At 72.4% G+C, this 20730-nt stretch carries 19 protein-coding genes; 8 read left to right on the top strand and 11 right to left on the bottom strand.

The features are described 5' to 3' along the window. Positions 1-171 precede the first annotated feature (171 nt). The 5 genes from ACGFYY_RS03230 to ACGFYY_RS03210 all read right to left on the bottom strand — a co-directional run bounded on the left by ACGFYY_RS03230 (position 172) and on the right by ACGFYY_RS03210 (position 6496). Positions 172-1353 carry a sensor histidine kinase gene (locus ACGFYY_RS03230; protein ID WP_393706843.1) on the bottom strand — a complete coding sequence of 394 codons (1182 nt, stop codon included), beginning with the start codon at positions 1351-1353 and terminating at the stop codon, positions 172-174. Positions 1354-1429: 76 nt separating this feature from the next. Beyond that, positions 1430-2071: a hypothetical protein gene (locus ACGFYY_RS03225; RefSeq protein ID WP_365277364.1), complete on the bottom strand. Its 642-nt coding sequence runs from the start codon at positions 2069-2071 to the stop codon at positions 1430-1432. Positions 2072-2124: 53 nt separating this feature from the next. Then, positions 2125-3990, bottom strand: coding sequence for a phosphatidylglycerol lysyltransferase domain-containing protein (locus tag ACGFYY_RS03220; RefSeq protein ID WP_393706745.1), 1866 nt, complete (start codon positions 3988-3990; stop codon positions 2125-2127). A gap of 83 nt (positions 3991-4073) precedes the next feature. Beyond that, positions 4074-5138, bottom strand: a complete 1065-nt coding sequence (gene cobT / locus ACGFYY_RS03215) for a nicotinate-nucleotide--dimethylbenzimidazole phosphoribosyltransferase (RefSeq protein WP_365277370.1) — start codon at positions 5136-5138, stop codon at positions 4074-4076. A 152-nt stretch (positions 5139-5290) separates the two neighbouring features. Beyond that, complete coding sequence (locus tag ACGFYY_RS03210) at positions 5291-6496, bottom strand: bifunctional adenosylcobinamide kinase/adenosylcobinamide-phosphate guanylyltransferase (RefSeq protein WP_393706744.1); 1206 nt, start codon at positions 6494-6496, stop codon at positions 5291-5293. A 93-nt stretch (positions 6497-6589) separates the two neighbouring features. Here ACGFYY_RS03210 and ACGFYY_RS03205 point away from each other — a divergent pair, with 93 nt between their 5' ends. Beyond that, positions 6590-6802: a hypothetical protein gene (locus tag ACGFYY_RS03205; RefSeq protein WP_030731088.1), complete on the top strand. Its 213-nt coding sequence runs from the start codon at positions 6590-6592 to the stop codon at positions 6800-6802. Positions 6803-6962: 160 nt separating this feature from the next. Here the strand turns inward: ACGFYY_RS03205 and ACGFYY_RS03200 are convergent, their stop codons facing one another. Together ACGFYY_RS03200 and ACGFYY_RS03195 are read right to left on the bottom strand one after the other, a co-directional pair. Then, entirely contained in the window at positions 6963-7706 is a 744-nt protein-coding gene (locus ACGFYY_RS03200; protein WP_328966010.1) for a class I SAM-dependent methyltransferase, read from the bottom strand. 65 nt (positions 7707-7771) lie between these two features. Next, entirely contained in the window at positions 7772-8380 is a 609-nt protein-coding gene (locus tag ACGFYY_RS03195; protein ID WP_365277376.1) for a DUF3043 domain-containing protein, read from the bottom strand. 263 nt (positions 8381-8643) lie between these two features. Here ACGFYY_RS03195 and ACGFYY_RS03190 point away from each other — a divergent pair, with 263 nt between their 5' ends. Beyond that, positions 8644-9438, top strand: a complete 795-nt coding sequence (locus ACGFYY_RS03190; RefSeq protein ID WP_365277379.1) for a PspA/IM30 family protein — start codon at positions 8644-8646, stop codon at positions 9436-9438. A 12-nt stretch (positions 9439-9450) separates the two neighbouring features. Continuing rightward, positions 9451-9729 (top strand): hypothetical protein, encoded by a 279-nt coding sequence (locus tag ACGFYY_RS03185; RefSeq protein ID WP_365277381.1) that lies wholly within the window; start codon positions 9451-9453, stop codon positions 9727-9729. A gap of 87 nt (positions 9730-9816) precedes the next feature. Here the strand turns inward: ACGFYY_RS03185 and ACGFYY_RS03180 are convergent, their stop codons facing one another. Beyond that, positions 9817-10590, bottom strand: coding sequence for a hypothetical protein (locus tag ACGFYY_RS03180; RefSeq protein WP_365277384.1), 774 nt, complete (start codon positions 10588-10590; stop codon positions 9817-9819). A gap of 70 nt (positions 10591-10660) precedes the next feature. On the opposite strand from ACGFYY_RS03180, the gene cobS reads away from it, so the two are divergent. The 3 genes from cobS (at position 10661) to ACGFYY_RS03165 (ending at position 15523) form a co-directional block, all read left to right on the top strand. Next, entirely contained in the window at positions 10661-11482 is an 822-nt protein-coding gene (gene cobS, locus ACGFYY_RS03175; protein ID WP_393706743.1) for an adenosylcobinamide-GDP ribazoletransferase, read from the top strand. Positions 11483-11517: 35 nt separating this feature from the next. Beyond that, positions 11518-12246, top strand: a complete 729-nt coding sequence (locus ACGFYY_RS03170; RefSeq protein ID WP_365277390.1) for a response regulator transcription factor — start codon at positions 11518-11520, stop codon at positions 12244-12246. A 136-nt stretch (positions 12247-12382) separates the two neighbouring features. Continuing rightward, positions 12383-15523: an efflux RND transporter permease subunit gene (locus ACGFYY_RS03165; RefSeq protein ID WP_393706742.1), complete on the top strand. Its 3141-nt coding sequence runs from the start codon at positions 12383-12385 to the stop codon at positions 15521-15523. Positions 15524-15609: 86 nt separating this feature from the next. On the opposite strand, the gene nadA is transcribed toward ACGFYY_RS03165, so the two are convergent. Next, positions 15610-16797: a quinolinate synthase NadA gene (gene nadA, locus ACGFYY_RS03160; RefSeq protein WP_301371630.1), complete on the bottom strand. Its 1188-nt coding sequence runs from the start codon at positions 16795-16797 to the stop codon at positions 15610-15612. Positions 16798-17089: 292 nt separating this feature from the next. On the opposite strand from nadA, the gene erpA reads away from it, so the two are divergent. Then, positions 17090-17446, top strand: a complete 357-nt coding sequence (erpA, locus tag ACGFYY_RS03155; RefSeq protein WP_030010511.1) for an iron-sulfur cluster insertion protein ErpA — start codon at positions 17090-17092, stop codon at positions 17444-17446. Positions 17447-17573: 127 nt separating this feature from the next. Here erpA and ACGFYY_RS03150 read toward each other — a convergent pair whose 3' ends face one another. Both ACGFYY_RS03150 and ACGFYY_RS03145 read right to left on the bottom strand, forming a co-directional pair. After that, positions 17574-19034 carry a hypothetical protein gene (locus tag ACGFYY_RS03150; RefSeq protein ID WP_393706741.1) on the bottom strand — a complete coding sequence of 487 codons (1461 nt, stop codon included), beginning with the start codon at positions 19032-19034 and terminating at the stop codon, positions 17574-17576. Positions 19035-19105: 71 nt separating this feature from the next. After that, positions 19106-19345, bottom strand: a complete 240-nt coding sequence (locus ACGFYY_RS03145; protein WP_365277399.1) for a hypothetical protein — start codon at positions 19343-19345, stop codon at positions 19106-19108. 131 nt (positions 19346-19476) lie between these two features. Between ACGFYY_RS03145 and ACGFYY_RS03140 the strand changes: the two genes are divergently transcribed. Next, complete coding sequence (locus ACGFYY_RS03140; protein ID WP_365277401.1) at positions 19477-20451, top strand: carbohydrate kinase family protein; 975 nt, start codon at positions 19477-19479, stop codon at positions 20449-20451. Positions 20452-20730 lie beyond the last annotated feature (279 nt).

Genomic DNA, 20730 nt, shown 5'->3' with positions numbered 1-20730 from the left:
TTGATGCTCGGTCGGGGGCGCGACGCCGGCCGGGGGGGCGCGGCCGGGGCCCCCCGCCCCGCGCCGGCGCGCCCCCCCCCCCCCCCCCCCCCCCCCCCCCCCCCCCCCCCCGGCGAGGCTGGTTCTGCCGGACCGAGGCTGGGACGGCCGGACCGGGGCCGGAAAGGGCTGCTACCCCAGGGGGAGGATGGCGTGGACGCGGTAGCCGCCGCCGAAGCGGGGGCCCGCGAAGCAGGTGCCGCCCAGGGCGCCGGTGCGCTCGCGCATGCCGAGGAGGCCGTGGCCGCCGCCCGGGTCGACCGGTTCCGGCGCCGGGTCCGCCGACTCACCGCCGTCGTCCAGGACCGTCACCTCCACCGACGGCCCCACCCGCACCACGCTGACCTCCGCCTTCGCCCCCGGCCCGGCGTGCTTGCGTACGTTCGTCAGCGCCTCCTGGATCACCCGGTACGCCGCCAGGTCCACGGCCGCCGGCAGCGGCCCCGCCCCCACGTCGTCCAGTTGGACGATGACCTCCACCGGCAGCCCGGCGTGCCGGAAGGTGTCCACCAGTTCGTCCAGGACCCCCAGCCCCGGCGCGGGCTCCGTCGGCGCCTCCGGGTCGCCGGACTGGCGCAGCAGCCCGACCGTGGCCCGTAGTTCGTTCAGCGCCGACCGGCTGGCGTCCCGCACGTGCGCCAGCGCCTCCTTGGCCTGGTCGGGGCGCTTGTCCATGACGTGCGCGGCCACTCCCGCCTGCACGTTGACCAGGGCGATGTGATGGGCGACCACGTCGTGCAGGTCCCGGGCGATCCGCAGCCGCTCCTCGGCGACCCGCCGCTTGGCCTCCTCGTCCCGGGTCCGCTCGGCGCGCTCGGCCCGTTCCCGGATGGCGTCGACGAAGGCCCGCCGGCTGCGCACGGCGTCGCCGGCGGCCGCGGCCATCCCGGTCCAGGCGAAGATCCCGATGTTCTCCTGCGCGTACCAGGGCAGCGGCCCGGCCAGCATGGCCACGCCCGTCAGCCCCGCCATGGTGAGCAGCCCGATCCGCCAGGTCGTCGGCCGGTCGGTGCGGGAGGCCACCGTGTACAGGGCGATCACCGTGCACATCGCGACGGGCGCCCGCGGTTCCCCGGTGGTCAGCTCCAGCAGGGACAGCCCGCAGGTCACGGCGAGTACGGCGCGCGGCTGCCGGCGCCGGAACACCAGGGCGGCCGCGCCGAGCAGCATCAGCAGCAGCGAGAACGGCTCGGGGGTGCGCGTCCCGAAGGTGGGCCCGTGCGGCCCGTGCGGATCGGCGAAGGAGCCGAGGACCATGGCGACGAACGCCCCGAACGCCAGCACGGCATCGGTGGCCAGCGGATGGGTCCGCATCCACTGCCGGGTGGGGGCGAACCGCCCGAGGTCTGTCGTCACCCGGATACCGTACGGCCTGATCCGCCGGCGCCTCCTACGGCGGAGGGCGGAGCCCCAGCGGGACGCGCCGCACCGGCCCCCAGCGCGCCCGCACCACGCACACCGCCATGACGGCGGTGATGGCCGCCAGGTGCTCCTTGCCCGCCAGGTTGTCCTTGACCAGCACCTCGCCGATCATCGCCAGGATCACCAGGGCGCCGGTCAGGTACGCCCGGTAACGCCAGCAGAGGTAGATGGCCAGCCCCACCACCGCCGCCGAGGGCCCGGTGTCGTTGACGATCCGGTCGGACACCGGCAGGCCGAGGGGATGCTCCGGCCCGAGCGTGAGACCGATCCGGGCGTACGTGGTCCCGGCGAGGGTGGCGACGTAGCCGATCAGCAGGGTGCGCCACCAGCCGATGCAGATCTCGGCGATGCCGAAGACGAGCAGGATCTGCGCGAGCGCCCCCCAGACCGGGAGGTCCAGGGCGGGGACGAACAGGGACAGCGGGGTGCGCAGGAGGGCCAGCCAGAGCGGGTCGGCGGCTTTGACCGATCCGAGGTTCTGGACCGGCTGGAACCCCCAGGAGGTGTTCTGGACGATCTGGAAGACCGAGGTCAGGCAGACCGCCCCGAGGGTCATCGGGATCGCCCGCCACCGGTCGCGGACGAGCGCGTCGCGGACGGTCCAGAACATGGGTCCCCACTCACGGCGGGCGAACTGCCGGAGTGGGGAGGTGTTCCACGCTGTCAACGGCGGGTCTCCAGGTGTCTGCGGTGCAGCCACTTCGGCAGGCCGGGGGCCTCCAGGAAGCCTTCGGCCCGGCCCGCCGCGACACCGATCCGCAGCAGATCCGAACTCTTCTCGAAGAGCATGAACCGCGGTTCCCAGATCGGCCGGTATTTGGCGTTGGCCCGGTAGAGGGACTCGATCTGCCACCAGCGGGAGAAGAAGCTGAGCAGCGAGCGCCACATCCGCAGCACCGGACCGGCGCCGAGCCGGGACCCGCGCTCGAAGACGGACCGGAACATCGCGAAGTTGAGGGAGACCTGGGTGACCCCGATCTCCTTGGAGCGTTCGAGGAGTTCGATGACCATGAACTCCATCAGACCGTTCTCGGAGTCGCGGTCGCGGCGCATCAGGTCCAGCGACAGACCCTTGGGCCCCCACGGTACGAAGGACAGCACGGCCCGCAGTTCGCCGTTGCCGTCGGTGCACTCCAGCATCACGCACTGGCCGTCCGCGGGATCACCCAGTCGGCCCAGCGCCATGGAGAATCCGCGCTCGGTGGCGCCGTCGCGCCAGTCGTCGGCGCGGCGCACCAGCTCGGCCATCTCGTCGGCCGGGATGTCGTCGTGCCGGCGGATGCGGACGGTGTACCCGGCCCGCTTGACGCGGTTGAAGGCCTGCCGGACGGTCCGCATGGCACGGCCCTCCAGGGTGAACTCGGCGGTCTCGACGATCGCCTCGTCGCCCAGTTCGAGGGCGTCCAGGCCGTGCCGGGCGTAGATCTGCCCGGCCTCCTCGCTCGCCCCCATCACGGCCGGCACCCAGCCGTGCTCGCGGGCCTCGGCCAACCACGGGTCGATGGCGCCCGGCCAGGCCTCGGGGTCGCCGATCGGGTCGCCGGAGGCCAACGAGACCCCGCCGACGACGCGGTAGGTGACGGCGGCCTTGCCGGTGGGGGACCAGATGACGGACTTCTCGCGGCGCAGCGCGAAGTAGCCGAGCGAGTCGCGGTCGCCTTGCCGGGCCAGCAGCGCCCGTAGCCGCTCCTCGTCCTCCACGCTGATCGGGTCGACGGCGCGGCGCGAGCGGAAGGCGGCGAACAGCACGGCGAGCAGCAGCAGCATCGACATGACGTTGATGAAGACGTCCACCCAGCCGGGCGTGGTGATCGCCTCGGAGGCCCGCTCGCCGGGCGTCAGGGTGATCAGCCGCATCACGCCGTACCACCAGCGCTGCGGGAAGGAGGCCTCGGCGCTGAGCGGAGAGGTGTTGGTGGCGCCGACGAGCAGGGCCGCGACCAGTGAGGTGAGCAGCAGGCCGACGGCGGCGACGGCGCTGGCGAGCGTCGGGTTGGAACGGTCGCCCTTGGCGTAGAACTCGCGGCGGCCCAGCAGCAGGGCCCCGGTGAAGACGGCGGTCAGGACCAGGGAGACCCAGTTCTGCGCGTGCTCACGGATCTCCTCGTGCGTGGAGAGCGCGTTGGCGAGCAGCAGCGCCAGGAGGCCGCTGAGCACCAGGTTGAGGATCCAGGAGGCCCGCTTGCGGCGGCCCAGGGTGACGGCGAGCAGCAGCGTGAACAGCCCGGAGGCGAACCCCGCGGTGAGCATGTACGGGGTGTAGAAGTCCTCGATGCTGTGGCGTCTGAGGTCCTGCCCGAGCGAGACCCACACCGCGCTGAGGAAGTTGACGAAGGTGACGACGCGCAGGTACCACACCGCGAACGCGGCGCCGCGCCGTGAACGGGCGCTGCCGCGGCCGGAATCCCGGCCGGTGCCCGCCGCCCTGCCGGCGGGGTCGCCGCCGGTCTCTTTCCTACCGGCTGACGGACCGGGCGCCGGTACGGCGGTGCGGTCGGTCTCTGCGCTGGTCAAACGGACCTCTCCCATAAAAAGCGATCATATGGGGCGCAGCTGTCCGTGATTGTGCGGTCGGGGGCCACGGCCTGGTCAGGGCCGCGGACCCCGGCGGCTCATTCCGTCGGCTCCTCCACCGCCCGCTCCGGGAGTTCCGCCGCGAGTGCGGCGGCCGCCTGGACGAGGGGGAGAGCCAGCAATGCCCCGGTACCTTCACCTACTGTGACGCCGTGGTCGAGCACGGGGTTGAGCGCCATTCGGTCAAGTGCCTTCGCCTGGCCCGGCTCGCCACTGGCCTGTCCGGCCAGCCACCAGTCAGGAGCCCGGAACGCGGCCCGCTGGGCCACCAGCCCGCACGCGGCCGAAACGACACCGTCAAGGATGACCGGCGTACGGCGCACCGCGCACTGGAGGAGGAATCCGGTGATGGCGGCCACGTCCGCACCGCCGACCGCGGCGAGCAGCGCCACCTGGTCGCCCAGGACCGGGCGGGCCCGGCGCAGCGCGTCGCGGATCGCCGCGCACTTGCGCATCCAGGTCAGGTCGTCGATGGGCAGGCCGCCGCGGCCGGTGACCACCGAGGCGTCGGTTCCGCACAGCGCGGCGACGAGGGTCGCGGCGACCGTGGTGCCGCCCACGCTCAGGTCGCCGAGGACGACCAGGTCCGTTCCGGAGTCGGCCTCCTCGTCGGCGATCCGCATCCCGAGCCGCACCGCGGCCTCGGCCTCCTCGACCGTCAGCGCGTCCTCCACGTCGATCCGGCCGCTGCCACGCCGGACCCGGTGCTCGGTCACGTCCGCGGGGAGCAGCTCGGGATCGCAGTCGAGCCCGGCGTCGACGATCCGTATGGTGGCGCCGAACCGGCCGGCCAGGACGGCGACGGGGCCGGCGCCTTCGAGGACCGCCCGCACCAGTTCGTGGCCGGTGGACGCGGGTCGGGCGGAGACGCCCGCGGCGGCGATCCCGTGGTCGGCGGCGAACAGCACCACGCGCGGGCGCTCGATCGGCTCGACCGGAACTCGACCCTGCGCGGCGGCGAGCCACTCGGCGAGTTCGTCGAGCCGGCCCAGCGCGCCGGGCGGGACGGCGAGGCGCTCACGGCGTTCCTCGGCGTCACGCCGGACGCCCCCGTCGGGGCGCTCGATCAGATCGGAGAAGTCGTCGAGATTCAGCGTGCTCATCTGCCAGAGAGTACAGCCGGTAAGGCCCTCCCTCAGGCCTTGGGCGACCTGTTCCGGCCCGGTCGCGGAACCGCGGAACACCCGTCGGCGGACCGGCCGTCGGACCCGTCGGCGGACCCCTCCTCGTCGAGCCGCGCCGCCGCTGCGCGCCGCTATTCCTTGAGTACGGTCACCAGGCCCGCGACGACGAGCAGTACGTGCTCGCACTCGCCGGCGACGGCCGCGTTCAGCCGGCCCAGCTCGTCCCGGAAGCGACGGCCCGAGGAGGTCGCCGGGACGACACCCGAGCCGACCTCGTTGCTGACCAGCACCACCGGACGACGGGTCGCGCGGACGGCCGCCACCAACTCGGCGGTGCGCTCGGCGAGCTGCTGCCGGCCGCCCTTGGCCCACACCTCGTCGTCCCACGCCCCGGCCCGGTCCATCGCGTCCGTCAACCACAGCGCCAGGCAGTCGATCAGCAGCGCCGGCCCGTCGGCGGCCAGCAACGGCGCCAGCTCGCACGTCTCCACCGTCCGCCAGCTCGCCGGCCGGCGCTCCCGGTGCAGGCCGACCCGCTGGGCCCATTCCGCGTCGCCGTCCCGGGTGCCGCCGGTGGCCACGTAGACCACCTCGGGGAAGGACTCCAGCCGCCGTTCCGCCTCCACGGACTTGCCGGAGCGGGCCCCGCCCAGCACCAGCGTCCGGCGCGGCAGGTCCGGCACCACCGCGTACTCCCCGACGATCACGGTCGTCCCGTCCGGCACGGCCCGGGCGCCGGCGGCCGCGCACCGGCGCTCCAGCTCCCTGCCCGGCGGGGTGTCGTGGTCCAGGTGGACGGCGATCACGTCCGTGCCCGGGCCGACGGCGCCGCTCGCCCGCAGCCGCGCCAGTGCCTCCGGCCGGCCCAGCACGTCCATGAGGACCATGTCGTACGGGCGGCGCCCGGCCTGGTCGGCGGCCCCGGCCGGGGCCCCGCCCGGCGGCAGGTACAGCAGCCGGACGCCGTCCGGTCCGGTCACCTCGTACCCGGTGCCCGGGGCGTCCATCGGCACGGCCCGCACCCGGTGCCCGGAGATCACCGCGAGCTCCCGCCCGTCCGGCACCCGCCCGGCGGCCGGCAGCCCGGGAGGCAACTCGACCGCGGGCCCGTCGTGCGGGTGGGTCAGCAGCACCTGCCGCACCCCGGCGAGCGAATGCCCGGCCCGGGCGCCCGCCAGTACCGCCCCCGGGGTCAGGTCCAGCAGCAGCGCCCCGTCGACGAGAACGGCCGTGGCGGCGCGGGAGCGCGTGCCGACGGACACGGCGCAGGACGCACAGGGGCAGTCGGGGCGGGGCAGACCCTCGGGTGTTCCGGTGCCGAGCAGAGTGAGTTCCACAGGATGATCCTCCCGCGTGGCCGAGACTGCTGCGCGCCCGGTTACTCTGCGGGCACACTCAGGACAGGAAGTGTGCGAGCAACGGAGGCGGACATGGCGTGGACGTGGCGGTTCGAGACGGCCGACGGCACCGAGACGAGCCCGTCGGTGGTACCCGAGGAGTTCACCACGCAGGGGGACGCGGAGTCCTGGGTCGGTGAGTACTGGAAGGACCTGCTGGAGGGCGGCGTCGAGCAGGTGAAGCTGTCCGACGACAGCGGGACCGAGCTCTACACGATGAGCCTGCGGGCCGCACTGGACGCGTAGCCCTGCCGGAGGCTCGGCGGTTCCAGGGCCACCACCGTGACGCGGGAAGGGGCGGGCCGGGGGAGAACCCCGGCCCGCCCCTTCCCCTCACATGTCGCGTACAGGACCGCGGCCGGGGGCGGCGGCGGTCCCGCTTCGGCCGGGGAACCGGCCGGCAGGGTCAGCCCCGTACCCCGCACAGGTGCAGAAGTGCGGCCACACCCCGGTAGGGGTCGATCCGCCCGGCACGGTCCTCGGCGGCCAGCAGCCGCTCCAGTTCCTCGTCGGGCGGCAGGACCTCGCCCGCCTCGGTGCCGTCGGTGAAGACGCGTACGCCGTACCAGGACTGCAGCGGCGCGCCGATCCCCGACAGGGTGGCCGTCAGTCCGGCCAACCGGTCCGCGCGGACGTCCAGGCCCAGCCGGTTCGTGTAGTCGGTGGAGTCGAACGCGGCCAGCGCGCCCTTCCAGTCCCCGTCCAGGCCCGGCCGCATGGCGAGCGCGTCGCCGTTGCGCACCAGCAGCGACAGCAGTCCGCCCGGGGCCAGCATCCTGGCCAGCCCGGCCAGCATCGCGTCCGGTTCGGGTACGTACATCAGCACCCCGTGGCACAGCACCACGTCGAAGCTGCCCGGCAGGAAATGGGCGCCGGTCTCGCGGCCGTCGCCCTCCAGGAGGGTGACCCGCGCGCGGATCCCCTCGGGCTCGGCGGCCAGCGCCTCACGGGCGACGGCCAACATGCCCGCGTCCTGCTCCAGGCCCGTCACCTTGTGCCCGGCGCGGGCCAGCCGCAGTGCCTGCGTGCCCTGGCCCATGCCGACGTCGAGCACGCGCAGCCGCTGCCCGACCGGGAAACGCTGCGCGATCTGCTCGTCGACCTGCCGGCCCACGAGCTCCTGCCGGACGGCGTTACGCAGTCCGCCCAGGCCTTCCAGCCAGAGCCGGGCGCCTTCCGCGAAGCCTTCCCCCGAGGCGCCGGGCGTGGCTCGGCTCAGGGCCGTTCCCCACGCTTGACCTGCGGCTTCGGGAGACGGAGCCGGCGCATCTGGAGGGTGCGCATGAGGCCGTAGGCGATGGCGCCGCGGCGGGGCTCGTCCGGGAAGCGCGTGACCAGGGCCTTGCGGAGGCGGAAGACCAGGCCGACGGAGTCGAGGAGGATCAGGACGATCACACCGAGCCACAGCAGCAGCGCGATGTTCTGGATCGCCGGCTGCCGCACCATGCTCAGCACCAGGATGACCACCGCCAGAGGCAGGAACATCTCGGCCACCGAGTAGCGGGAGTCCACGTAGTCGCGGACGAACCGGCGCACGGGACCCTTGTCCCGGGTGGGCAGGTAACGCTCGTCGCCATTGGCCAGCGCCTCGCGCTGCTTGGCCATCTCGGTACGGCGACGCTCACGCGCTCGCTTGGCATCCTCCTTGCGATTGCCGGTCGAGGCCACCACGGCCTTGCGCTGCGACTGGGCCACAGCACGCTTCGGCGTAGGGCGGCCCTTCGGGGCCTGCGGGTCACGGGGCTGCGAGAGGTCGGCGCTCACCTTGTCGGTGGCGGCGGCCTTCTCTTCCTTGGAGGAGCGGCTACCAAACACAAAACCCAAGCCTACGTGGTTGCGGGCATGGGCCCCACCCCGCTGGGGAACGATCCGGCAACGGCGGGCGTCCTTCCCCTTGCACGGTGTGTGCGGCGGGCCCGTTCTCCTGGGATCACCTACTCCTTACGCCTGATGAGGCGGGGGTGTAGTCGTCCTGGAGGAGGAGCGCATCCGTACTCGAACAGTGCGGTAATGGAGACAGGGCCCGTACTGTGGGTTCTGTCGGTGACCTGGAGCACAGTCCGTCTAGAAGGGGGCGCGCGAAGCCCATGAGCGGTGTCATGAAGCGTATGGGGATGATCTTCCGCGCGAAGGCGAACAAGGCCCTTGACCGGGCCGAGGACCCGCGCGAAACCCTCGACTACTCGTACCAGAAGCAGCTGGAGCTGCTGCAGAAGGTGCGCCGCGGAGTCGCCGACGTGGCGACCTCCCGCAAGCGCCTGGAGCTGCAGCTGAACCAGCTCCAGGGACAGTCCGCCAAGCTGGAGGACCAGGGCCGCAAGGCGCTCGCCCTGGGCCGCGAGGACCTGGCCCGTGAGGCCCTGTCCCGGCGCGCCTCGCTCCAGCAGCAGGTCAGCGACCTGGAGGTGCAGCACCAGACCCTCCAGGGCGAGGAGGAGAAGCTGACGCTGGCCGCCCAGCGGCTGCAGGCCAAGGTGGACGCCTTCCGTACGAAGAAGGAGACCATCAAGGCCACGTACACGGCGGCCCAGGCGCAGACCCGGATCGCGGAGTCCTTCTCCGGCATCTCCGAGGAGATGAGCGACGTCGGCCTGGCCATCCAGCGGGCCGAGGACAAGACCGCGCAGCTGCAGGCCCGCGCCGGCGCGATCGACGAGCTGCTGGCCTCCGGCGCGCTCGACGACCAGAGCGGCCTCGGCTCCAAGGACGACATCCAGGCCGAGCTCGACCGCCTCTCGGGCGGCACGGACGTGGAGCTGGAGCTCCAGCGCATGAAGGCCGAGCTGGCGGGCGGCCCGGCCGCCCAGCAGCAGGCCATCGAAGGCGGCGCCCAGGGCAACGGGCAGCAGTCGCAGGCTCCGCACCGGTTCGACAAGCAGTAGGACGGGCCCGTCATGATTGTCCGCATCATGGGGGAAGGCCAGGTGGAAGTGGCCGACAGCCACTTCCCCGAGCTCAACAAGCTGGACGACGAGCTGCTCTCGGAGATGGAGGGCGGTGACGAGGAGGGCTTCCGGCGGACGCTGGGCGCGCTGCTCGACGCCGTACGACGGCTCGGCACGCCGCTCCCGGACGACGCGCTGGAACCGTCCGAGCTGATCCTCCCCGCGGCGGACGCCGGTCTGGACGAGGTCAGGGAGATGCTCAGCGACGACGGCCTGATCCCGGGCTGATCCCGGGCTGATCCGGGCCGGGCACACCGACAGCACGGCGGCGGGCCCGCCCCCTCTCGAAGGGGGGCGGGCCCGCCGCCGTCGTCGTCAGGGCGGGGGCGGTTTTTCCAGGGACACGCGGTGATCCGGGTCCGGGGTCCCGCCGATGAAGTTCTCGAACGCGCGGCGCGGCCGCGCCCAGCGCCGGTCGTGGTGGTAGGCCCGTAGCTCGGTCTTGGCCCGGGCGCGCGGCCGGTTCGCGTAGAACCGCTTCGCGTACGGGGATCCGGGCCGGGCCAGCCGGATCGCGCCGACCAGCGCCACCAGGGGGACGACCAGGCCGAAGAGCGCGGTGCGTGCCTTGCCCTTCCACAGGGCGATCAGGGCCAGGAAGAAGTTGGTGGCGCCGTTCATGACGACCAGGCCGCGGCTCTGCCGCTCCTCGCTGGACAGGTCGTTCACCCCGAAGGGCACGAACCCGCCGATGACCAGGGCCACGACGGCGGCGGTGATCACCACCAGCTCCACGCTCTTGCGGCCCTGCTCGCTCCAGTAAACGTCGTCGAGGTGCAGGATCAGCGCGAACTCGTCCAGGACCAGGCCCGCGCCCAGGCCGAAGATCACGGCCGAGGCGTAGGCGCCGAAGCCGTACCGGCCGCTGCCGACCGCGCCGAATCCCCCGATGATCACGAGGATGACGCCCGGCACCACGTGGTGGATGTGCAGACCCCCCGGAGTGACGTTCTTGAAGGGACCCCGACCGGCCCGGATCATCCGGGTGATCATGCGAGTGACCAGGAACGACAGCACGAAGGAGAGCAGCGCGAGCAGGAGCGGCAGCTTCCCCGGCTCGACGATGTTCCGATACCACCAGTGACCCATCCCACTGACTCCCTATTTGGCATGTAATGGGTAATTTACCGTCCGCGACGACCGGGTACCGTTCCCGCCGATGACAGATTCGTACGACGGCCCGCCCCAGACGCCGCCCACGGAACGCGCCTCGTTCCCCGACGGCGTCCGTTTCGCGTTCGGCACCCTCACCGTGCTGCCCGCCCGCATCACCCGCTGGGACCGCCCCGCGGCGCGCACCGGCATGGCCTGCGCCCCGCTCGCCGGCCTGGTCGTGGGCGTGCTCGCGGCCCTGCCCGGGGTGCTCCTGCTGCTGCTCGGCGGAGGCCCGCTGCTCGCGGCGACCCTCACCGTCGCCGGACCGGCCGCGCTGACCCGGGCCCTGCACCTGGACGGCCTCGCCGATACCGCCGACGGCCTCGGCAGCGCCAAACCGGCAGACGAGGCCCTGCGGATCATGAAACAGTCCGACATCGGCCCCTTCGGCGTCGTGACCCTGGTCATCGTGCTGCTCCTTCAGGTGGCCGCGCTGTACGAGATCTACGCCGACAGCTGGATCCGGGGCGCCCTCGCCGCCGTGGTCGCCGCCGTCGCCGCCCGCCTCGCCATGACCCTGGCCTGCCGCGAGGGCGTCCCGGCGGCCCGCCCCGGGGGACTCGGCGCCGCCGTCGCCGGGGCGGTCCCGCGCCGCGCCGCCACCCTGATCGCCGTACTCACCGTCGTCGCGGCCGCGGCCGCCGCCCTCCCCATGGGCCTGCCCGCCGCCGGCCGCAGCGCCGCCGCGGTCCTCGCCGCCCTCCTCGCCGCGGAACTGCTGCTCCGCCGCTGCGTACGCCGCTTCGACGGAGTCACCGGTGACGTCTTCGGCGCCCTGGCCGAGGTCGCGGCGACCTGCGCCCTCATCGTCCTCGCCCTCGGCTGAGCGGCCGGCCGGCCCTTCCGCGTACCCTCACCCCCGTGGACCACACTGCGACGGACCTGCCCTCCGCCGCGCCCGTCAGGGTGCTGCTCGTCGACGACCAGGCGCTGCTGCGCAGCGCCTTCAAGGTGCTCGTCGACTCCGAACCCGACATGGAAGTCGTCGGGGAGGCCTCCGACGGGGCCGAGGCCCTCGAACTCGCCCGCCGGACACGCCCCGACGTCGTCCTCATGGACATCCGGATGCCCGGCACCGACGGACTCGCCGCCACCCGCATGATCAGCGCGGACCCGGAACTCGCGGCCGTGCGCGTGGTGATGCTGACGACGTTCGAGGTCGACGAGTACGTGGTCTCGGCCCTGCGGGCCGGCGCCTCCGGCTTCCTCGGCAAGGGCGCCGAGCCGGACGAACTGCTCAACGCCATCCGCGTCGCCGCGGCCGGCGAGGCACTGCTCTCCCCGGCCGCCACCAAAGGGCTCATCGCCACCTTCCTCGCCCAGGGCGGCGGCGTCGACCCCGCCACCGCCGGGGCCTCGGCCGGGTCGCACGCGCAGCGCCTCGCCGCACTGACCGTCCGGGAGCGCGAGGTCCTCGTCCACGTGGCGGCGGGCCTCTCGAACGACGGGATCGCCGAACGGCTGGAGGTCAGCCCGCTGACCGTCAAGACCCACGTGAACCGGGCGATGGCCAAACTCGGCGCCCGCGACCGGGCCCAATTGGTGGTTATTGCCTACGAATCAGGACTGGTCCGCCCACGCGCGGAGTAGCCCCGCCCCGTACGACGTACTCCAGACGCGGTATGCCGCACATAAGGACGGCACCTGCGAGCGACGAAACGCGCCACCGCGGTGCGACAGGGTAGGAGTGCCCTCGCGTTCGTCACTGCAGAGAGATCTCATACCCATGACCTGGCTGTCCCGCTTCAGCCTGGCCCAAAGGGCCCTGGTCGGCCTCGTGTCGATCGTCGCGCTCCTCTTCGGCGCCATAGCCGTCCCGCAGCTCAAGCAGCAGCTGCTGCCCTCCATCGAATTGCCGATGGTGTCCGTGCTCGCGCCGTACCAGGGCGCCTCGCCCGACGTGGTCGAGAAGCAGGTCGTCGAACCGATCGAGGCCATGCTCAAGGGTGTCGACGGCCTCACCGGCATCACCTCCACCGCCAGCGAGGGCAACGCCCTCATCATGGCCACCTTCGACTACGGCGACAGCGGCACCAAGCAGCTCGTCGCCGACGTCCAGCAGGCCGTGAACCGGGCCCGCGTCCGGCTGCCCGCCGAGGTGGACCCGCAGGTCGTGGCCGGTTCCACCGACGACATCCCGACGGTCATCCTGGCCGTCACCGCCGACAAGGACCAGCAGGCGCTCGCCGACCAGCTGGAACGTTCCGTCGTCCCCGTCCTCTCGGACATCGAGGGCGTCGGCCAGGTCACCGTCGACGGCGTCCAGGACCTCCAGGTCACCGTCACCCCCGACAACGCCAAGCTCGCGGCCGCCGGCCTCGACGGCGCCAAGCTCGCCGAGGGCCTCCAGGCGGGCGGCGCGGCCGTCCCCGCCGGCTCCTTCGACGAGGCGGGCAAGAACCGCACCGTCCGCGTCGGCGGCGGCTACACCTCCCTCGCCCAGCTCGAAGAGCTGCGCCTGACCCCCGGCCCGGGCAAGCCCGCCGTCCGCCTCGCCGACGTCGCCACCGTGAAGCAGGAGCCGGCCAAGGCCGTCTCCATCACCCGTACCAACGGCAAGCCCAGCCTCGCCCTCGTCCTCACCATGGACAAGGACGGCAGCGCCGTCGCCATCTCCGACGCCGTCAAGGACCAGCTGCCGGAGCTGCGCACCACCCTCGGCGCCGGCGCCGACCTGACCGTCGTCAGCGACCAGGGCCCGGCCGTCGCCAAGTCCATCTCCAGCCTCACCACCGAGGGCATGCTCGGCCTGCTCTTCGCGGTGATCGTGATCCTGGTCTTCCTGGCCTCGCTGCGCTCGACGCTGGTCACGGCGGTCTCCATCCCGCTGTCCGTGGTCCTCGCGCTCATCGTGCTGTGGACCCAGGACCTGTCGCTCAACATGCTGACCCTGGGCGCGCTCACCATCGCCATCGGCCGCGTGGTCGACGACTCGATCGTGGTCCTGGAGAACATCAAGCGCCACCTCGGCTACGGCGAGGAGCGCGAGGCCGCGATCATCACCGCGGTCAAGGAGGTCGCCGGCGCGGTCACCTCCTCCACCCTCACCACCGTCGCCGTCTTCCTGCCGATCGGCCTCACCGGCGGCATGATCGGCGAGCTCTTCGGCTCCTTCTCGCTCACCGTCACCGCGGCCCTGCTGGCCTCGCTGCTCGTCTCGCTGACGGTCGTACCGGTGCTCTCGTACTGGTTCCTGCGCGCGCCCAAGGGCGTCGAGCCCGGCGACGCCGAGAGCGCGGCCGAGGCCCGCCGCGAGGCCGAGGAGAAGGAGGCGCGCAGCCGCCTCCAGCTCTTCTACGTCCGCGTCCTGGGCTTCGCCACCCGGCGCCGGCTCACCAGTGTGGTCATCGCGGTCGTCGTCCTCTTCGGCACCTTCGGGATGACCCCGCTGCTGAAGACCAACTTCTTCGACCAGGGCGAGCAGGAAGTCCTGACGGTCAAGCAGGAGCTGGCACCCGGCACCTCGCTGGCCGCCTCCGACGAGGCGAGCCGCAAGATCGAGCAGGTGCTGTCCTCGGTCGACGGCGTCAAGAGCTACCAGGTCACCGTCGGCTCCTCCGGCTTCCTCGCCGCCTTCGGCGGCGGTACGGGCTCCAACCAGGCCTCGTACCAGGTCAGCCTGAAGGACTCCGGCAAGGCGGACGCCGTCAAGAAGGGCATCGAGAGCAAGGTGGCCGCCCTCGACGGCATCGGCGAGACCCGCATCGTGGCGGGCGACGGCTTCGGCAGCCAGAACCTCAGCGTGGTCGTCAAGGCCGGTGACGGCAAGACCCTCGCCGAGGCCGCCGAACAGGTCCGCGTCGAGGTCGCCAAGCTCAAGAACGTCGCCGACGTGCAGAGCGACCTGTCCCAGTCCGTGCCCCGCATCTCCGTGACCGCCACCCCCAAGGCGGCCGAGGCCGGCCTGGACCAGGCCGCGCTCGGCGCGGTCGTCGCGCAGGCCGTCCGGGGCAACCCGGCGGGCAAGGCCGTCCTCGACGACACCGAGCGGGACATCGTCATCCGGTCCGCGCAGCCGGCCACCACCCTGGCCGAACTGCAGGCGCTCCCGGTCGGCCCGGTCAAGCTCGGCGACATCGCCGAGGTCAAGGAGGTCCCCGGCCCGGTCGCGATGACCCGGATCGACGGCGCCCGCGCCGCCACCGTCACCGCACGTCCGCTCGGCGACAACACCGGCGCGGTCAGCGCCGAACTGCAGACCAAGCTCAAGGCCCTGGACCTGCCCGAGGGCGCCACCGCGTCCATCGGCGGCGTCTCCGAGAACCAGGACGAGGCCTTCGGCTCGCTGGGCCTGGCCATGCTCGCGGCCATCGCGATCGTGTTCATGCTGCTCGTGGCGACCTTCCGGTCGCTGGTCCAGCCGCTGATCCTGCTGGTCTCCATCCCGTTCGCGGCGACCGGCGCGCTCGGCCTGCTCATCGCCACCGGCACCCCGATGGGCGTCCCGGCGATGATCGGCATGCTGATGCTCATCGGCATCGTGGTGACCAACGCGATCGTCCTGATCGACCTGGTCAACCAGTACCGCGCCCAGGGCCTGGGCGTCGTCGAGGCGGTCATCGAGGGCGGCCGGCACCGGTTGCGCCCGATCCTGATGACGGCCCTGGCGACGATCTTCGCCCTGCTCCCGATGGCGCTGGGCGTCACCGGTGAGGGCGGCTTCATCTCGCAGCCGCTCGCGGTCGTGGTGATCGGCGGCCTGGTCAGCTCCACCGTGCTGACGCTGCTGCTGGTGCCGACCCTCTACACGATGGTCGAACTCCGCAAGGAGCGCCGCCGTGCGAAGCGCGCGGCGAAGCGTGAGGCCCGCCTGACGGTGGTCCCGGCTCCCGCCGCCGCGGAGGACGAGGTCCCGGCCAAGGCCTGACACCCGTCGACACCCGTCGCACGACGGCCGAAGGGCCGCTCCTCGATACGAGGGGCGGCCCTTCGGGCGTGCGGGGGGAGCGGGGGCTACGGGAGCGCCAGCATCCGCTCCAGCGCGAGCTTCGCGAAGCTCTCCGTCTCCTTGTCGACCTGGATCTGGTTGACGAGGTTGCCCTCGGCCAGTGACTCCAGGGTCCACACCAGGTGCGGGAGGTCGATGCGGTTCATCGTCGAGCAGAAGCAGACCGTCTTGTCGAGGAAGACGACTTCCTTGTCCTCGGCGGCGAATCGGTTCGCCAGGCGGCGGACCAGGTTCAGCTCGGTGCCGATGGCCCACTTGGAACCGGCCGGGGCCGCCTCCAGCGCCTTGATGATGTACTCCGTCGAGCCGACGTAATCCGCGGCCGCCACGACCTCGTGCTTGCACTCGGGGTGGACCAGGACGTTCACGCCGGGGATCCGGGCGCGGACGTCGTTGACCGAGTCGACCGAGAACCGGCCGTGCACCGAGCAGTGCCCCCGCCACAGGATCATCTTGGCGTTCCGCAGCTGCTCGACGGTGAGGCCGCCGTTCGGCTTGTGCGGGTTGTAGAGCACGCAGTCGTCCAGGGACATGCCCATGTCGCGGACGGCGGTGTTGCGGCCCAGGTGCTGGTCCGGGAGGAAGAGGATCTTCTCGCCCTGCTCGAACGCCCACTCCAGCGCCTTCTTCGCGTTGGACGAGGTACAGATCGTGCCGCCGTGCTTGCCGGTGAAGGCCTTGATGTCGGCGGAGGAGTTCATGTACGAGACGGGCACCGTGACGTCGGCGATGCCGGCCTCGGTCAGCACGTCCCAGCACTCCGCGACCTGCTCGGCGGTGGCCATGTCGGCCATCGAGCAGCCGGCGGCCAGGTCCGGCAGGACCACCTTCTGGTCGTCCGAGGTCAGGATGTCCGCGGACTCGGCCATGAAGTGCACGCCGCAGAAGACGATGTACTCGGCCTCCGGCTTGGCGGCCGCGTCCTTGGCCAGCTTGAAGGAGTCGCCGGTGACGTCCGCGAACTCGATGACCTCGTCACGCTGGTAGTGGTGGCCCAGGATGAAGACCTTGTCCCCGAGCTTCTCCTTGGCCGCGCGGGCGCGCTCCACGAGGTTCGGGTCCGACGGCGACGGCAGGTCTCCGGGGCACTCCACCCCGCGCTCGCTCTTGGGGTCGGCCTCACGGCCGAGCAGCAGCAGGGCAAGGGGCGTCGGCTGGACGTCCAAGGGCTGGGCGGTGGTCACGACACGCACCCTTTCTGTTCTGCGACAAGGATTTCTGGATCATCGCTTCGACTTCTCGTCTACTTGACGCTATCTATCATAACCGCTTCACGTCAGTTTGACGATGCCGATAGTGTCAATGTGACGCATCAGCCCACGATTCGCCGGGCCCACCCCCTCGCGCGGTGTGCGAGCATGGATTATCTGAAACAAGCGTCGGGTCCCGGAATGAATCCGCGGTCCCGCTCGTTGCCACCGACGGCAAGAGTCCGACGTTTCCTCGCCTCCGGCGGGGAGCCGCCCACTTCGGGAGTGAATGCAGATGTCCGTACAGGACGACAAGACCACTGTGAGCGACGGCATCCTCCTGTCCGACGCCGCCGCCGAGAAGGTCAGGACCCTGCTGGAGCAGGAAGGCCGCGATGACCTGGCGCTCCGCGTCGCCGTCCAGCCCGGTGGTTGCTCCGGCCTGCGCTACCAGCTCTTCTTCGACGAGCGCTCCCTCGACGGCGACGTCGTGAAGGACTTCGACGGTGTGAAGGTCGTCACGGACCGGATGAGCTCCCCGTACCTCCACGGTGCCTCGATCGACTTCGTCGACACCATCGAGAAGCAGGGCTTCACGATCGACAACCCCAACGCCACGGGCTCCTGCGCCTGCGGCGACTCGTTCAGCTAAACCTGGACGGACGCGTGACGAGGGCCCGCCCCGGTCGAATCCGACCGGGGCGGGCCCTCGTGTCATACCCGGTCCCGGACGCTCCCGGGACCCCTCGCGGCTCCTACGACGCCCGCGGCGCCCCCGGTCACTGCCGGGGCAGCGGCTTGCCGGTCGTCGCGTCGAGCACCTTCCGATCACCCAGCGGCTGCTGCAAGGTCACCGACGAGGACATCTCCTCCGCCAGCATGATGCAGGCCTGACCCGGCTTCTTCGGCGTGTCCGTGATCTTCACCAGGACCGACTCCGCCTGCTCCCGCGCCTCCACGGCGTACGTGCTGCACACGCTGCCCCAGAAGTTCACGGTCAGCTTCCGGTCGGCCTCCGCGTACGAGAACCCGGGCACGGTACGACCGTCCTTCGGCCCCGGAGTGCTCTCCTGGGCCGCCGCCGCGGGCTGGGCCACCGTGTGGCCCGGTGCGCCGCCCTGGCCCGCCACCTCGAAGAGCCACGCCGGCACCAGACCCCGCGCCCCATTTACCGTGCCGGGAACCAGCCCGAGCACGGCCCCCTTCACCGTCTCCGTCCGCGGGGGCTTCATCGGCCGCGGCTCCGGGTTGCACGGAACCGTGTCCGTGGCCGCGACCGGGGCGTCCGCCGCCAGCGGGACCGCGCTCGCGCATCCGCTCGGCTCGGGGTCGCCCCCGCCGCCCGACTTCGCGTTCAGCCGGGCCAACGCCTCCACGGCCCCGACCACCGGCTGCTCGGCCGCCCGCACGGGCGCCTTCAGCTCCCCGTCGGCCCCCACCACCGAGCCGTCGGAGCCCACGCTGACCTTCGTGGACCAGCCCTGCGTGGGCAGCCCGCCGACCACCGGATCGGCGGCCACCACCCGTACCGAACCCTGGTTCATCCGGGCGTCCTGCTTGGCCCCCGCCACCCCCGCGGCGGCCAGTACGGGGGCCGCGGCGGCCTTGGCGGCCTCCTCCGACACCGGACTGCCCGACTCGGCCCCACCGCCCGCGCTCCCGCCGCCGACATCCTTGGGCAGGGTGGCCGGGCCGCAGGTGTCCTTGCCGCGCACACAGTTGTCCCCGGCACCGTTGCCGCTACCGCTGCCCGGCGCCTGGAAACGGGCGAAGTTCCACGTCCCTGGCGCCGTACGCGCCACCGTCAGCCGCGGCCCGGAGCCATCGGCGGCCTCCCCGGCCAGCCAGACGTCCCCGCTCAGCCGCGGCTCGCCCGGCAGGCCCAGAGCCGCCGCGAGGCGGGCCACCTCCGCCGAGGTGACCTCACCGGACAGCGCGTAGGTCGGCGCGTTCGCCGGGGCCTCCGGAAGCTTCACGTCGGTCCGGTAGACCACCCCTTCGCCGGACGGGTCGGGCTCCCCGGGCGCGATGCCCGGCCCCGAGGGATCTCCCGCGTCACGGGGCGCGGTCGCCGCGCTGTCCGCCGCGCGGTGGCCCGATCCACCGTCGCCATGGGCGGTCGACGCCCAGTACGCGGTGCCGCCGCCGGCGAGCAGGACGGCGGCCGCGATCGAACCGACGGCCCAGGCGGGCCGCCGCCGTGTGCCGCGTGATGTGTCGTCGGGTTGTTCGCTGGTCACCGCATCGCTCCTTCACCGGTCCGTCGTACCTGATGCGGGTGTGACGGAGCGGGAGCGCAACCGGTTCCCTCCTACTGATCCCCGTACGCGGACGTGGCGGCGATCAGCCGCGCCGAGGCGGGCGGGACGCTGATCCCGTGGATCTGCGAAGGGGCCACGCGGACCGGCCGCGGGCCCGCCGGGACCAGCCAGTGCGGGGCCATCCGGGCGCAGTCACCGAGCAGACGGGCGAAACCGGGCTGCCTCGGGGCTTCCGCCCCACGCTTGTCGCCGCTGTACTCGCCATAGCCGAAACCGTCGGTATAGGTCATGGAGGCACCGTAGACATCGGAGCTCTGGCGAAGAAAGACCTACTAAGGGGTAGTTTCCGGGGTACTGCCAGGGGCCGCTCACCGGGTAGTTTTGACTGTCCCTCGCCGTCCTCAGCAGGAGCGTCCACGCCGTGCGCATCGCAGTCACCGGCTCCATCGCCACCGACCACCTCATGACCTTCCCCGGCCGTTTCGCCGACCAGCTGGTCGCGGACCAGCTGCACACGGTCTCCCTCTCCTTCCTCGTCGACAACCTCGACGTCCGGCGGGGAGGGGTCGGCCCGAACATCTGCTTCGGTATGGGGCAGCTCGGCAGCCGCCCGATCCTCGTCGGAGCCGCCGGCTCCGACTTCGACGAGTACCGCGCCTGGCTGGACCGGCACGGCGTCGACACCGAGTCCGTCCGGATCTCCGAGGTCCTGCACACCGCGCGCTTCGTGTGCACCACGGACTCCGACCACAACCAGATCGGCTCCTTCTACACGGGCGCGATGAGCGAGGCCCGACTGATCGAGCTGAAGGCCGTCGCCGACCGGGTGGGCGGGCTCGACCTCGTCCTCATCGGCGCCGACGACCCCGAGGCGATGCTGCGCCACACGGAGGAGTGCCGCACGCGCGGGATCCCCTTCGCCGCGGACTTCTCGCAGCAGATCGCCCGCATGGACGGCGACAACATCCGCACCCTGATGGAGGGCGCGACCTTCCTCTTCTCGAACGAGTACGAGAAGGGCCTCATCGAGTCGAAGTCCGGCTGGACCGACGCGGAGATCCTGTCCAAGGTCGGCACCCGCGTGACCACGCTGGGCTCCAACGGCGTCAAGATCGAGCGCGTGGGGGAGGCCCCGATCGTGGTCGGCTGCCCCGAGGAGACCGCGAAGGTCGACCCGACGGGCGTCGGCGACGCGTTCCGCGCCGGGTTCCTCACCGGTCTGGGCTGGGGCGTCGGCCTGGAGCGCGCGGCGCAGCTGGGCTGCATGCTCGCGACGCTGGTCATCGAGACCCTGGGCACCCAGGAGTACGCGCTGGCCCGTGGCCACTTCATGGAGCGCTTCACGAAGGCCTACGGCGAGGATGCCGCGGCGGAGGTCCGCGCCCACCTCGCCTGACGGCGCCGACCGGGCCCGGCCGCTCAGGCCGGGCCCGACCCCTTCCAGCCTTGCCGGCGTTTGAGGCAGGGGGCACCTCCCAGCGGTAGCTGGGGGAGGGTCCGGGCGGAGCCCGGTGCCCGGCGGAGCCGGGTTCCGGGGGGGGGGGGGGGGGGGGGGGGGGGGGGGGGGGGGGGGGGGGGGGGGGGGGGGGGGGGGGGGGGGGGGGGGGGGGGGGGCGGGGGGGGGCGGGGGGGGGGGGGGGCGGGGGGGGGGGGGGTGGGGGGGGGGGGGGTGGGT

Source organism: Streptomyces sp. NPDC048331, from assembly GCF_043201215.1.
Taxonomy (GTDB): Bacteria; Actinomycetota; Actinomycetes; order Streptomycetales; family Streptomycetaceae; genus Streptomyces.
This window is presented reverse-complemented; position numbering and strand designations above follow the sequence as displayed.

Coding starts and splice junctions, on each gene's coding strand:
- ACGFYY_RS03230 (WP_393706843.1), bottom strand. CDS start 1,353: ATGCGGACCCATCCGCTGGCCACCGATGCCGTGCTGGCGTTCGGGGCG.
- ACGFYY_RS03225 (WP_365277364.1), bottom strand. CDS start 2,071: ATGTTCTGGACCGTCCGCGACGCGCTCGTCCGCGACCGGTGGCGGGCG.
- ACGFYY_RS03220 (WP_393706745.1), bottom strand. CDS start 3,990: ATGGGAGAGGTCCGTTTGACCAGCGCAGAGACCGACCGCACCGCCGTA.
- cobT (WP_365277370.1), bottom strand. CDS start 5,138: ATGAGCACGCTGAATCTCGACGACTTCTCCGATCTGATCGAGCGCCCC.
- ACGFYY_RS03205 (WP_030731088.1), top strand. CDS start 6,590: ATGGCGTGGACGTGGCGGTTCGAGACGGCCGACGGCACCGAGACGAGC.
- ACGFYY_RS03190 (WP_365277379.1), top strand. CDS start 8,644: ATGAGCGGTGTCATGAAGCGTATGGGGATGATCTTCCGCGCGAAGGCG.
- ACGFYY_RS03185 (WP_365277381.1), top strand. CDS start 9,451: ATGATTGTCCGCATCATGGGGGAAGGCCAGGTGGAAGTGGCCGACAGC.
- ACGFYY_RS03180 (WP_365277384.1), bottom strand. CDS start 10,590: ATGGGTCACTGGTGGTATCGGAACATCGTCGAGCCGGGGAAGCTGCCG.
- cobS (WP_393706743.1), top strand. CDS start 10,661: ATGACAGATTCGTACGACGGCCCGCCCCAGACGCCGCCCACGGAACGC.
- ACGFYY_RS03165 (WP_393706742.1), top strand. CDS start 12,383: ATGACCTGGCTGTCCCGCTTCAGCCTGGCCCAAAGGGCCCTGGTCGGC.
- erpA (WP_030010511.1), top strand. CDS start 17,090: ATGTCCGTACAGGACGACAAGACCACTGTGAGCGACGGCATCCTCCTG.
- ACGFYY_RS03145 (WP_365277399.1), bottom strand. CDS start 19,345: ATGACCTATACCGACGGTTTCGGCTATGGCGAGTACAGCGGCGACAAG.